10 protein-coding genes and 2 pseudogenes are annotated in these 12,842 nt (G+C 58.7%); 11 read left to right on the top strand and 1 reads right to left on the bottom strand.

Annotation, left to right across the window (positions count from 1 at the left end):
* Positions 1-98: 98 nt before the first annotated feature.
* The 5 genes and pseudogenes from ACU680_RS05715 to ACU680_RS05695 all read left to right on the top strand — a co-directional run.
* Positions 99-412: pseudogene (locus ACU680_RS05715) on the top strand (hypothetical protein); the annotation flags it as partial.
* 584 nt (positions 413-996) lie between these two features.
* Positions 997-1,392 (top strand): DUF6650 family protein, encoded by a 396-nt coding sequence (locus tag ACU680_RS05710; protein ID WP_100632860.1) that lies wholly within the window; start codon positions 997-999, stop codon positions 1,390-1,392.
* 98 nt (positions 1,393-1,490) lie between these two features.
* On the top strand, positions 1,491-1,715 hold the full coding sequence (locus tag ACU680_RS05705; RefSeq protein ID WP_448178882.1) for a hypothetical protein: 225 nt from the start codon (positions 1,491-1,493) through the stop codon (positions 1,713-1,715).
* Between the two features lies 1 nt (position 1,716).
* Positions 1,717-2,046 (top strand): hypothetical protein, encoded by a 330-nt coding sequence (locus tag ACU680_RS05700; RefSeq protein WP_100632664.1) that lies wholly within the window; start codon positions 1,717-1,719, stop codon positions 2,044-2,046.
* Positions 2,036-2,266: pseudogene (locus ACU680_RS05695) on the top strand (transposase domain-containing protein); the annotation flags it as partial. The gene ACU680_RS05700 and the pseudogene ACU680_RS05695, both read left to right, overlap by 11 nt.
* Positions 2,267-2,865: 599 nt before the next feature.
* Here the strand turns inward: ACU680_RS05695 and ACU680_RS05690 are convergent.
* Entirely contained in the window at positions 2,866-4,044 is a 1,179-nt protein-coding gene (locus ACU680_RS05690; protein WP_448178881.1) for a sugar transporter, read from the bottom strand.
* Positions 4,045-4,576: 532 nt separating this feature from the next.
* Here ACU680_RS05690 and ACU680_RS05685 point away from each other — a divergent pair.
* The 6 genes from ACU680_RS05685 to ACU680_RS05660 all read left to right on the top strand — a co-directional run bounded on the left by ACU680_RS05685 (position 4,577) and on the right by ACU680_RS05660 (position 12,637).
* Positions 4,577-5,503, top strand: a complete 927-nt coding sequence (locus ACU680_RS05685) for an HTH-type transcriptional regulator ArgP (protein ID WP_400758182.1) — start codon at positions 4,577-4,579, stop codon at positions 5,501-5,503.
* Between the two features lie 166 nt (positions 5,504-5,669).
* On the top strand, positions 5,670-6,017 hold the full coding sequence (locus ACU680_RS05680) for a hypothetical protein (RefSeq protein ID WP_007963547.1): 348 nt from the start codon (positions 5,670-5,672) through the stop codon (positions 6,015-6,017).
* A 15-nt stretch (positions 6,018-6,032) separates the two neighbouring features.
* Positions 6,033-6,485, top strand: a complete 453-nt coding sequence (locus tag ACU680_RS05675) for a DUF805 domain-containing protein (protein WP_400758180.1) — start codon at positions 6,033-6,035, stop codon at positions 6,483-6,485.
* 273 nt (positions 6,486-6,758) lie between these two features.
* A complete protein-coding gene (mexE, locus tag ACU680_RS05670; protein WP_329697987.1) occupies positions 6,759-8,012 on the top strand; it encodes a multidrug efflux RND transporter periplasmic adaptor subunit MexE in 1,254 nt (417 codons plus the stop codon).
* A 15-nt stretch (positions 8,013-8,027) separates the two neighbouring features.
* Positions 8,028-11,216, top strand: coding sequence for an efflux RND transporter permease subunit (locus ACU680_RS05665; RefSeq protein ID WP_123586431.1), 3,189 nt, complete (start codon positions 8,028-8,030; stop codon positions 11,214-11,216).
* Positions 11,216-12,637 (top strand): efflux transporter outer membrane subunit, encoded by a 1,422-nt coding sequence (locus ACU680_RS05660; protein WP_258679720.1) that lies wholly within the window; start codon positions 11,216-11,218, stop codon positions 12,635-12,637. The genes ACU680_RS05665 and ACU680_RS05660 overlap by 1 nt, the downstream gene beginning before the upstream one ends.
* Positions 12,638-12,842 lie beyond the last annotated feature (205 nt).

The following is a 12,842-nucleotide window of genomic DNA, read 5'->3' as shown; positions in this document are numbered from 1 at the left end:
GGTCGAGCGCACTCCCTTCAAGGTGACCTGTGAGGCCTGGACGAAAAACCCAGAGCGATTCATTACCAATTCGTACCATCTCATTCTGGCAACGTACAGTCGACCGGGCAGTGAATGTCGTGATCACTAACCCGGAACTGGTCAAAACAGGCTTGGACCTGTTGGAGTTCCCCACCATCATCTTCATGCAGTCGGACTGGAACGTATACACGCTGCAGCAGGCCGCCCGTCGCTCGTCAACCGCAAGCGGTTCACGTCATCTTCTTGGGCTACGCCGACATCTCTGCCTGCAGTTGTTGGCTAGAAGATCATAGCGTGCCAGAGTACGTCGGAAGGCATACCAGACTATGGATTGAACGTGCTGAATCACGACGGCGACTCGGTTGAGGTGGCATTGGCCCGGCAACTGGTCCGGTCTGAATCTGACGTTTCCTCTCCCCCGAACGGGGACCCGCAAGGCTCCTCGGAGTCTTCTTGTTTGCCCCATCGCAGCGGCGCACACTGAAAACTCCGGCGGGATCACAGTCAGCTGCATTGGCCAGAGACTTCACTTCTACGGCGCGATAGTATTCGGGGCAATGAACTTGTGTCTAACAGGGAGGTTGATAGTGACCAAAAGAGACGATTTCAAAGCAGCCACAAAAACTGCGCTAGCCCGCCGGGCTGCACATTTTTGCTCCAATCCGCGCTGCCTCAAACTCACCATCGGACCGCACTCTGACCCAACCAAAGCTCTGACTTCTGGGCACGCCGCACATATTCATGCCGCCTCCGAACTGGGCCCCCGCTACAAGGCCTCGCAGACTGCCGTAGAACGGACGGCCATCGAAAACGGCCTGTGGCTTTGCAAGGGAGTGTGGAGTCATCGTCGATGGCGACGAGGATGCTTACGAAGCGGACTTGCTCCGAAAGTGGAAGATTGACCACGAAGCCATGGTGTCGGAGGTGCGCACCGCAGGGTACTCTCGCAGCCTGGCACTGCTTCAATCTGGACGCATGGAACCGCAGATTGCGAAGGAAATCGTCTCCGCCATGACGGATCGGCGGTCGTTGTGGGCCACATTCGATGCCGAATGTCCTGACCACGTCCGAGAATCGCTTGATGAACTGCGCAGGCGATTCGCCGTCATTCGGGGAAAGCTCGTTGACGGAACAGCACTTGACGGCATTCTGCTATCGCTGACTAAGACAATTCTGATTTTCTTCAATGCGATGAAATCTGTTGACCTCAGAACGCTACGATGTAGTTCGGCTGACCCCGAGTGGCTGCATTTTAATGACGCCCTGGCAGCTCTCAGGAAATCCATCGGACTGCAGATAGCTAACCTCGCAGAAGCCTATGAGATTGCTTTGTGCGAGGACCTCCAGAGTATTGCACCAGCCAGAAGCTAATTGCTTTACAGAGCAGCGACACTCAGATACAGGCGCGCGATTCACACCCAGATTGCGCCAAGCCGATGGCTTATAGGAATGGATTAAGGCGGATGCAGATGAATCCAGATCAGATCGAGTTCAACAAACTCCTGGGCCAGAATCAGAAAGATGCCAGCGTCAAAGCATGCTTGCGAGGTGGCGATAAGCAACTGGATTGCGCAGGGAAAATTATTCACTCCCATTCCATCCAACGAGGCAAAATCGTCGCTTCGATCGCAGATGGCGGCGGAGAAAGCGAAGGAAAGGTCTACCACCTTGGGTTCGCGCCAGCAGAGGACTGACATGAAGAACGTGATGCTCAACGTTTTTCCGGAGGACGGCCAAACCCATATCATTTTCACCTTCTCCAAAGGCAATCCGAGCTTCAAGGCGTCGATCGAACGACTGCTCAAGCTGGAGGATCAAGCGCTGAAGATTGGCCTTTCAAACATCGTACTCAACTACGTCGAGAACTCTGCTTACGGCCCGAAGTACATCAACGAGAACTTCAGCTCGGAGCAGATCGCAAGCATTGCTGAGTCGTTCGCGGTATCCGCAATCGATAGAAGTAAATTTCGAAAGAGCATCATCAATCTATTCGTTGTCAAACCAACCGCTACGACTCGACAATAACCCGGTCGAAAACACGATCAAGCCGTGGACGCTTGGGCGTTCGAACTGACTCTTCGCAGGATCATTGCACAGTGGTAACCGGGCGGCGGCGATCATGAGCCTGATCCAGTCGGCGCGCCTGATTGGGCATGATCCGTACGTGTACCTCATGGATGTGCTGACGCGGTTGCATACGCAGAAGGCCAGCGAGATAGTGCAGTTGTTGCCGCTTCAGTGGGTGGCTGATCTGCGCAAGGTGTGTTCCGCGTACGCTTACTCTGTACCAATCGCAGGCTTTCGGTCAGTGGCCCCGCAGGTGAACGCCATGGACCTCAATGCTGGGATTCTTAAAGTGTATTTGCTGGCCGCTAGAGAGTCCCATCATTGCTCCCACTTCTACAGCCAATAGCGCCAAGCCCTCAGGGATGGAGGTTAGCCGAGTGCTACACACACCCACTCACCCACCCCATGGGAGATGCACGAAAATCTAACCTAGGGTCCGCAGGCTACTCAATAACATGCTCAGTGCCAAAGCACGATGGGATCTGAGCTAACGCAGTCTAGCCAAGCAATTGGGTGAAAAGCATCTCTGAGCGTGCAACTCGCGCCCCCCAGCCAACCCCAGTTTGGGCGTACACTCAAAGCCACCCAAATCCATACTGGATTTCGTCAGGAATCGCCATTCGTGATCGCTCATGTAAGGCGCCTGAGTGGGGGCAAAATTGGGGGCATAATAAGATTTTTTCAAACTGAAACTACCGTCCTAGAGCCCAGTCAAAATGTTCTTTGGCGATCCGGACAGTCTCGAGCTGCCTGCGCATTAACCAGGTAGCCAGCGACTCAAGCCCCAGCCCGGCCATTGCGATAAATCGACAAACAGTAAAACGCCAGCGCCGAAGCCGCCAGCATCCCGCCCACCACCCCGATGTAAGCAAAACCAAACTGACTGCCAACCCAGCTCCCGACCAGCGCCCCGCCGCCGATACCGATGTTGTAGATGCCTGAAAACAGCGCCATCGCCACGTCGGTGGCGTCCGGCGCCAACACCAGGACTTTCGACTGCAACGCCAGACCGAAGCCCATGATCGCCATGCCCCAGAACACACTCAGCACGCCGAGGTATGAAACGTTGCCGCTCAACGGCAACAGCGAAGCCAGGCACAAGGCGAGCACCGATACGCAAATGATCAGAAAGCGCTGTGGGTTATAGCTGTGCAGGTAGCTGAACAGCAGCGAGCCGAAAATACCGGCGCCGCCGAATAGCAACAGCAGGAGCGTCACCACCTCGCCGCTCATGTTGGCCACGGTCAGTACGAACGGTTCGATGTAGCTGTAGGCGGTGAACTGTGCCGTCACCACCAGCGCCGTCAAAACATAGACGGCCACCAGCGCAGGTCGCTTCAGCAATATGGGCAGGCTCTTGAGCGAGCCCGAGTTCTGGCTGGGCAGCAGCGGCAGCACCTTCGCCAGGCAGAACACCAGCGCCGCGGCAAAGCCTGCAATCACGATGAACGTGGTGCGCCAGCCCATGGCCTCGCCCAACAAGCGACCGAGGGGAATGCCCAGCACCATCGCCAGCGAAGTACCGGTTGCCAGCAAGCCCAAGGCTTGAACCTGTTTGCCTGGCGGCGCCAGACGCACGGCCAGAGACGCGGTGATCGACCAGAACAACGCGTGCGACAACGCCACACCGATCCGGCTCACCAGCAGCACCCCGAAACTGGTCGCCAGACTCGACAGGATGTGACTGGCGATAAACATCCCGAACAGCACAATCAGCAGTTTCCGTCGTTCGACGTTACGTGTCAGCAGCATGATCGGCAGCGATGTCAGAGACACCACCCACGCATAGATGGTCAACATCAGACCGACCTGCGCGGTCGACATGTCGAAGCTGCTGCCGATCGAACTCAACAGACCGACCGGGACAAATTCGGTGGTGTTGAACACGAAAGCCGCCAGTGCCAAGGCAATGACTGCGTACCAGTTGCCGGAGTTTGTCGCCGTAGATTCACTCATTTAAACGTCGTATTACTCTTCGATGATCATGCGTGAATGTACGCAAGCGATCTGTGCCCATCTGTCGGTGTCTTGATACCGATTGCCGAATGTGTCGACGTTCAAAGGACGCATCATCAGAGGGTCAAGCCACACTGATCTGCTCCAATGCGGTAGAAGCATACGAGGTATTGATCAATCAAGCTGCCTTGTTCACTGGCCCGAGTAACCTTAGACGCGCATGCAGTTATTGGTCAGGTCGATCTGTTTTTCCGCGATGACAGTCGTGCACAGATGCCACGCAGGCGCTCAACAGCGTCGCAAGCAACGCAATCATCAATAATTTCAGGGTGTGTACCGCCGGTTGATCAAGGGCTGCGATGTTCCTGGCGGGTTCCAGTTGCAGAACCCGAGATCACTTGCAGACGATTGTCGTATCGGTTGAAGCCGCTCCTACCGCCGCCGATTAATGTTTGAGCCGCGCCATGTTGAAGTGAAGACAATCGCAGTATCTTTCAATGACGCTTAGAAATACTTAACCAGAGCGACGGCCATGCAACTCGATGCAAAACAGATGCAGGCGTTCCTCGCCGTGGTCGACAGCGGCAGTTTCGAGAAGGCTGCAGACCGTCTTAACGTGACACCGTCGGCGGTGTCGCAACGCATACACGCCCTTGAAGTTCGCCTCGGCAGCTCGGTTGTGGTGCGCGGGCGCCCTTGCGAGCCGACGCTGGCGGGTAGAAAACTGATGCTCTATCTACGCCGTGCAACCGTGCTTGAAGCAGAACTGCTCAACGAGCTGAGCGGCGATGAACAGGATCACCTGCGTGTGGTGATTGCGGTCAATGGCGACACGCTGGCCACTTGGTTCTTTCCGGCACTGGCCGAGATCTTCGTCAGCGAGAATATTCTGCTCGACGTCGTGGTCGACGATCAGGATCACACCTATGCCTTGCTGGAAAGCGGCCAGGTCATTGGCTGCATCGGCACGCGATCACAGCCTATGCGGGGATGTTTTGCCGAGTTGCTGGGGTCGATGCGCTATCAGTTGGTCGCATCGCCCGCGTTTCAGCAGCGCTGGTTTGCCAAGGGCCTGACACGCGCGACTGCACGCAAGGCGCCGGTATTCGCCTATTCGCGCAAGGACACCTTGCAGTCGGAGTTCATGCAGTCGCGTTTTGGTCTTACCGCAGACGCCTATCCCACACACTACCTGTCACTTCCGGAGGCACGTCTGAAAGCCATACGCCGTGGCCTGGGTTATGGAATGGTGCCGCACATGCAGGTCAGCGACTTGCTGAAAAGTCGGGAGCTGGTGGATGTCGCGCCGAATCATTTCACCGATGTAGAGCTTTATTGGCACGCCTGGGAATTGCAATCGCCACGCATGGAAATGCTCTCCGGGCGGGCGGTGCATGCCGCGCGGCGTATCTTGAGCAGCAAGGAGCCAGTGAAGCGTTCGACCATGCCGAAGAAGTAAATGACCTCGTTGGCAGGGAATCCCGATTGCCTTCAGTCTTTTCGCAACCGCGTACCCACAGCAGCAATGATGGCAAAGTGCTAATGACAAATCCGGTAATAAAGTTTAACTTACCGCCGCCCCGACCGTTGGAGGGTCGGGCATTCGCACTCAGTTAAGGAAAACGATGGCAATGGTCTATTGTCGTGCTTGCGCCAAGGAGCTACACGAAACGGCGCTCACCTGCCCCCAATGCGGGGCGCCCCAACAGGCCTGCGTGCCGCAAACGCAAGCCGAAATGCCCTGGCTGGCCATCGTTTCATTGATCCTCGGGATTATCAGTGCACTCACCCTGTTCGATGATTCCGAATGGGACAGGGATGCGATTGTCGGTGTGGGCATCCTCAGCCTTGCGGGCCTCACTTGCGGCATCGTCTGTATCAACCAAAAACACCCAGGAAGAAACCTCGCGATCGCCGGCATCATTTTGTCTGGCCTTGCCGCGTTCGTTTTGTCCTGTCTATCGATTGAATAATTTTAGGGAAAAAATATGAGCTTGGTTTTCTGCCGTGGTTGCGCCAAGGAAATTAGTAGCCTGGCCGTGGCATGCCCACAGTGCGGCGCACCTCAGGCCGCTCAACCGTCGTATGCCAGCGGCCCCGCCATCACCACCGGCAATCCTTACGTGGAAGCGCTGAAGAATTACGCCGAATTCAAAGGCCGCGCCACCCGTCGCGAGTACTGGATGTTTGTGCTGATCAACCTGGGCATCTGCATTCTCATGGGCGTTCTCGACGCCATGCTCAACACCAAGGGTGTGCTCTACAACCTGTACAACCTGGCGATGTTTCTGCCGAGCATTGCCGTCGGTGCACGCCGCATGCACGACACCGACCGCAGCGGCTGGTGGTTGCTGCTGCCGATCGTCAACCTGGTATTTTTGGCGCAAGACAGCCAGCCGGGGCCAAACCGTTTCGGGCCGAACCGCAAAGGCAATAACTGAGCCACCCCGCAACACGTTGAACGAGACGGCCTTTACGGCCGTCTCTTTGTTTGTGCAATCGGTACCTGAAGCCGCCGCTGGATTTTTACGGGTGGCGCAACACACATTTGTCATCAAACCAATTGATAGCACCCTAACGAAAGGTGCATGCTAGAGGGCTCGAATCGGTCTTATATCATTCCGAATGATAGTTACCTTTGCTTCATTCGATTCGTGCCATCACACCTCGCCGAGCATCATCCGCCCATCTTCAATACATTGGCGGATGATTCCATGGAACAGTCACTCAAACATTTGCGCTTCCCCTTGGCCATGTTGGCCGTGCTGGTGATGAGCGCTTGCGGCAAGACTCCGGAGACTGCCGCCACCCTGCCCGCTGCCAAAGTCAGCGTGGCCAAGGTGCTGGAACAACCGGTCAACGAGTGGGACGAATTCACCGGGCGCCTCGAAGCACCGGAAACTGTTGAAATCCGTCCTCGGGTCTCCGGCCAGATCGACGAGGTCGCCTTCACCGAAGGCGCACTGGTCAAGAAAGGCGACCTGCTGTTCCAGATCGACCCGCGTCCATTCCAGGCTGAGGTGCGCCGCCTCGAAGCGCTGGTTGCTCAATCCCGTGCCAACGCCACCCGCAGTGAAAACGAAGCCGGACGTGGCGAACGCCTGCGTGCCAGCAACGCCATCTCCGCCGAGCTGGCCGACTCGCGCACCAGCGCCGCTCAGGAAGCCCGCGCCGCCGTCGGCGCCCTGCAAGCGCAACTGGATTTGGCCAAGCTGAACCTGAGCTTCACCCGCGTCACCGCGCCGATCAGCGGCCGCGTCAGCCGTGCCGAGATCACCGCCGGTAACCTGGTGACCGCCGACACCACTCCGCTGACCAGCGTGGTTTCCACAGACAAGGTCTACGCCTACTTCGACGCCGACGAGCGTGTGTTCCTCAAATACACCCAACTCGCCCGCAACGGCCAACGTGGCGCCACCACCCCGGTGTACATGGGCCTGTCCAACGAGGACGGCAACCCGCACCTGGGCCAGATGAACTTCGTCGACAACCAGGTCAACCCGAAAACCGGCACCATCCGTGGTCGCGCGGTGTTCGACAACAGCGACGGCACCTACACCCCGGGCCTGTACGCACGGCTGAAACTGGTCGGCAGCGGCACCTACAACGCCATGCTGATCAACGACGAAGCGGTCGGCACCGATCTGGGCAAGAAGTTCGTGCTGGTGATGGATGCGGACAACAAGACCGCCTACCGCGCCGTCGAACTGGGGCCGAAGATCGAAGGCCTGCGCATCGTGCGCACCGGGCTGAACAAGGACGACACGATCATCGTCAAGGGTCTGCAACGGGTACGTCCGGGTTCGCCGGTGACGCCTGAAGTGATCCCGATGGCCAGCGAGCAGACCATTGCCGCTCTGGCTCAACAACGTCAAGCGCTGGAAGCCAGCAACCTGCCCAAAGTCGCACCTGCCAAAGGTGCACAGGGTACGGCTGTGAAGCTCGCCGCTGCGACCCCACGCGGTTAAGGGACGACAACTCCGATGAATTTTTCCCAATTCTTCATTTCACGGCCGATCTTCGCAGCGGTGCTTTCGCTGTTGATCCTGATCGCCGGTGCGATTTCGCTGTTCCAGCTGCCGATCAGCGAATACCCGGAAGTCGTGCCACCGACCGTGGTGGTACGTGCCAACTTCCCGGGCGCCAACCCCAAAGTCATCGGTGAAACCGTGGCCGCTCCGCTGGAGCAGGCCATCACCGGCGTCGAGAACATGCTGTACATGTCCTCGCAGTCCACCGCTGACGGCAAGATCACCCTGACCATCACCTTCGCCCTGGGCACTGACCTGGACAACGCGCAGGTGCAGGTGCAAAACCGGGTGACCCGGACCGAGCCGAAACTTCCCGAAGAAGTGACGCGCATCGGTATCACCGTCGACAAGGCTTCGCCCGACCTGACCATGGTTGTGCACTTGACCTCGCCGGACAAACGTTACGACATGCTCTACCTGTCCAACTACGCGATCCTCAACATCAAGGATGAGCTGGCGCGTCTGGGCGGTGTCGGTGACGTGCAGCTGTTCGGCATGGGCGACTACTCGCTGCGGGTCTGGCTCGATCCGAACAAGACCGCTTCGCGCAATCTGACCGCGACCGATGTGGTGACCGCGATTCGTGAGCAGAACCGTCAAGTGGCGGCCGGTCAGCTCGGTGCACCCCCTGCCCCGAATGCCCAGAGCTTCCAGCTGTCGGTCAACACTCAGGGCCGTCTGGTTTCTGAAGAAGAGTTCGAGAACATCATTATTCGCTCCGGCGACAACGGTGAAATCACTCGTCTGAAGGACATCGCGCGCGTTGAACTCGGTTCCAGCCAGTACGCCCTGCGTTCGCTGCTGAACAACCAGCCAGCGGTGGCGATCCCGATCTTCCAGCGTCCAGGCTCCAACGCCATCGATATCTCGAACGAAGTTCGCGGCAAGATGGAAGAGCTGAAGAAAGGCTTCCCGCAAGGCATGGACTACAGCATCGTCTATGACCCGACGATCTTCGTACGCGGCTCGATCGAGGCGGTGGTTCACACCCTCTTCGAAGCGCTGATCCTCGTGGTGCTGGTGGTGATCCTGTTCCTGCAGACCTGGCGCGCCTCGATCATTCCGTTGGTGGCGGTGCCGGTGTCGTTGATCGGTACGTTTGCGGTGATGCACCTGTTCGGCTTCTCGCTCAACGCGCTGTCGCTGTTCGGCCTGGTACTGGCGATCGGTATCGTGGTGGACGACGCCATCGTGGTGGTGGAGAACGTCGAGCGCAACATTGAACTGGGGCTCAACCCGTTCGATGCGACCAAAAAAGCCATGGGTGAAGTGACCGGCCCGATTATCGCAACAGCGCTGGTGCTGTGTGCGGTGTTTGTACCGGCGGCGTTCATCTCCGGCCTCACCGGGCAGTTCTACAAGCAGTTTGCGTTGACCATTGCGATCTCGACCGTGATCTCCGCGTTCAACTCGCTGACCCTGTCGCCGGCACTGGCCGCTGTGTTGCTGAAAAGTCATGACGCGCCGAAAGACCGCTTCTCCAAAGTGCTCGACAAGATCTTTGGTGGCTGGTTGTTCCGTCCGTTCAACCGCTTCTTTGAAAAGGCCAGCCACGGTTACGTCGGTACTGTGCGCCGGGTCATCCGTGGCAGCGGCATCGCCCTGCTGCTGTATGCAGGCCTGATGGTGCTGACGTTCTTCGGTTTCTCCAGCACGCCGACCGGTTTCGTACCCGGCCAGGACAAGCAATACCTGGTGGCCTTCGCGCAACTGCCGGACGCCGCGAGCCTGGATCGCACCGAAGACGTGATCAAGCGCATGTCCGACCTGGCGCTGAAACAGCCGGGTGTGGAAAGTGCCGTAGCGTTCCCCGGTCTGTCGATCAACGGCTTCACCAACAGCCCGAACGCCGGCATCGTGTTCGTGACCCTGAAACCGTTCGACGAACGTAAAGACCCGAGCATGTCCGCCGGTGCCATCGCCGGGGCGTTGAACGGTCAGTACGCGAACATTCAGGAAGCGTACATGGCGATCTTCCCGCCACCGCCAGTACAAGGTCTGGGCACCATTGGCGGGTTCCGCCTGCAAATCGAAGACCGCGGCAACCTGGGCTACGACGAGCTGTACAAAGAGACGATGAACATCATCACCAAAAGCCACAGCGTGCCTGAGCTTGCGGGGCTGTTCACCAGCTACACCGTGAACGTGCCACAGGTCGATGCCGCCATCGACCGCGAAAAAGCCAAGACCCACGGTGTGGCCGTCAGCGACATCTTCGACACCCTGCAGATCTACCTGGGTTCGCTGTATGCCAACGACTTCAACCGCTTCGGGCGCACCTATCAGGTCAACGTTCAGGCTGAGCAACAGTTCCGCCTCGAATCCGACCAGATCGGCCAGCTGAAAGTACGCAACAACAAGGGCGAAATGATCCCGCTGGCGACCTTCATCAAGGTCAGCGACACCTCGGGCCCTGATCGCGTGATGCACTACAACGGTTTCATCACCGCAGAAATCAACGGTGCGGCGGCCCCCGGCTACAGCTCCGGCCAGGCCGAAAAAGCCATCGAGAAACTGCTCAAGGATGAACTGCCAAACGGCATGACCTACGAGTGGACCGACCTGACCTACCAGCAGATTCTGTCCGGCAACACTGCGCTGTTCGTGTTCCCGCTCTGCGTACTGCTGGCGTTCCTGGTGCTCGCCGCTCAATACGAAAGCTGGAGCCTGCCACTGGCGGTGATCCTGATCGTACCGATGACCCTGCTGTCGGCCATCACCGGGGTGATTGTCTCCGGCGGCGACAACAACATCTTCACCCAGATCGGCCTGATCGTACTGGTGGGCCTGGCGTGCAAGAACGCGATTCTGATCGTCGAGTTCGCCAAGGATAAACAGCTGGAAGGCCTCGATCCGCTGGCAGCGGTACTGGAAGCCTGCCGCCTGCGTCTGCGGCCGATCCTGATGACCTCCTTCGCGTTCATCATGGGTGTGGTGCCACTGGTGTTCTCCAGCGGTGCCGGTGCCGAGATGCGTCACGCCATGGGTGTGGCGGTGTTCTCCGGGATGCTCGGGGTGACCTTCTTCGGCCTGTTGCTGACGCCAGTGTTCTACGTGTTGATCCGTAATTTCGTCGAGCGCGGCGAAGCCCGCAAAGCGGCCAAGGCGCACGCTCTGCAAAAGCCACTGGAGGCGCAATAATGAGTCTGAAAGTCTTCCTGCCGAGTCTGCTGGTGCTGGCTTTGAGCGCCTGCGCCGTCGGCCCTGACTACAAGACCCCGGCGACGGAGGCGGCCAACATCACGACCGCCACCGACGGCGCCGCCGGGCAAAAGAACTTTGACCGTTCGAAATTCGAAGGTATCTGGTGGCAGCAATTCGACGACCCGACCCTCAACCAGTTGGTCACGCAATCGCTGCAAGGCAACCGTCAACTGCGCGTGGCGTTCGCCCGCTGGAAAGCCGCCCGGGCGATCCGCGACGACGTCAGCAACGATGCGATGCCGACCATCACCAGCCGCGCGAGCAGTGATCTGGCCAAGGGGCAAATCCCCGGCCAGACCACCAAACGGGTCAACAGCGAACGCTACGATCTGGGCCTGGACATGGCCTGGGAACTCGACCTGTTCGGGCGGATCCAGCGCAATCTGGAAGCCAGCGACGCCGACCAGCAGGCGGCCGAAGCCGATCTGTACCAACTGCAAGTCACCATGATTGCCGAACTGGTCGACGCCTACGGTCAACTGCGCGGTGCGCAATTGCGCGAGAAGATCGCCGTGGCCAACCTGGAAAACCAGCAGGAGTCACGCAAGATCACCATCAGCCTGCGTGACGCCGGCGTTGGCGATCAGCTCGACGTCGAACGGGCCGATGCGCGTCTGGCCTCGGTCGAAGCCAGCGTGCCGCAATTGCAGGCGGAACAGGTTCGGCAGAAAAACCGCATCGCCACCCTGCTCGGTGAGCGTCCGGACAAACTGACCGTGGATCTGAGCCCGAAAGACTTGCCGGCAATTGCCAAGGCCTTGCCGATCGGTGATCCGGGTGAGCTGCTGCAACGGCGTCCGGACATCCTCAGCGCCGAGCGCAAACTGGCCTCGGCCACCGCGCGGATCGGCGTGGCGAAAGCTGATCTGTTTCCACGGGTCAGCCTCAGCGGGTTCCTTGGCTGGACGGCCGGGCGCGGTTCGCAGATCGGTTCCTCGGCGGCCAACGCCTGGGCACTCGGCCCGAGCATCACCTGGGCGGCGTTCGATCTGGGCAGCGTGCGCGCGCGTCTGCGCGGCGCCGATGCCGACGCCGAAGGCGCACTCGCCACCTACGAGCAACAGGTTTTGCTGGCGCTGGAAGAATCGGAAAACGCCTTCAGCGATTACGGCAAGCGTCAGCAACGGCTGATCTCGCTGATTCGCCAGAGTGAATCGAGCCGTAAGGCTGCGGATCTGGCAGAGATCCGCTACCGCGAAGGCACCACCGACTTCCTCGTGCTGCTCGACGCCCAGCGCGAACGCCTGAACGCCGAAGACAGCCAGGCCCAGGCCGAGGTTGATCTGTATCGCGGCATCGTCGCGATCTACAAGGCCTTGGGCGGTGGCTGGCAGCCGGAAACCGTCGCCAGCAAGTAAGCGTCTCTACAGAGCTCCTTTGGTTGGCCGCAACCAACCAATTTTTTGCCCCGCGTATCATTCGGTCGCGGGGCTTTTTATGCCCGCCCCTGTAGGAGCTGCCGCAGGCTGCGATCTTTTGATGTTGCTTTTAAAAAACAAGATCAAAAGATCGCAGCCTGCGGCAGCTCCTGCAGGTCAATTCGCAAGCACGGGTTTGACTCAT

Source organism: Pseudomonas sp. LF020 (genome assembly GCF_053456425.1).
Note: the sequence above shows the minus strand (reverse complement) of the source record. Positions and strands in the feature narration are given on the sequence as shown.

Bases quoted from the DNA above. Each gene is read 5' to 3' on its own strand.
- ACU680_RS05710 (WP_100632860.1), top strand. From the start codon at position 997: ATGGAACCGCAGATTGCGAAGGAAATCGTCTCCGCCATGACGGATCGG.
- ACU680_RS05705 (WP_448178882.1), top strand. From the start codon at position 1,491: ATGAATCCAGATCAGATCGAGTTCAACAAACTCCTGGGCCAGAATCAG.
- ACU680_RS05700 (WP_100632664.1), top strand. From the start codon at position 1,717: ATGAAGAACGTGATGCTCAACGTTTTTCCGGAGGACGGCCAAACCCAT.
- ACU680_RS05690 (WP_448178881.1), bottom strand. From the start codon at position 4,044: ATGAGTGAATCTACGGCGACAAACTCCGGCAACTGGTACGCAGTCATT.
- ACU680_RS05685 (WP_400758182.1), top strand. From the start codon at position 4,577: ATGCAACTCGATGCAAAACAGATGCAGGCGTTCCTCGCCGTGGTCGAC.
- ACU680_RS05680 (WP_007963547.1), top strand. From the start codon at position 5,670: ATGGCAATGGTCTATTGTCGTGCTTGCGCCAAGGAGCTACACGAAACG.
- ACU680_RS05675 (WP_400758180.1), top strand. From the start codon at position 6,033: ATGAGCTTGGTTTTCTGCCGTGGTTGCGCCAAGGAAATTAGTAGCCTG.
- mexE (WP_329697987.1), top strand. From the start codon at position 6,759: ATGGAACAGTCACTCAAACATTTGCGCTTCCCCTTGGCCATGTTGGCC.
- ACU680_RS05665 (WP_123586431.1), top strand. From the start codon at position 8,028: ATGAATTTTTCCCAATTCTTCATTTCACGGCCGATCTTCGCAGCGGTG.
- ACU680_RS05660 (WP_258679720.1), top strand. From the start codon at position 11,216: ATGAGTCTGAAAGTCTTCCTGCCGAGTCTGCTGGTGCTGGCTTTGAGC.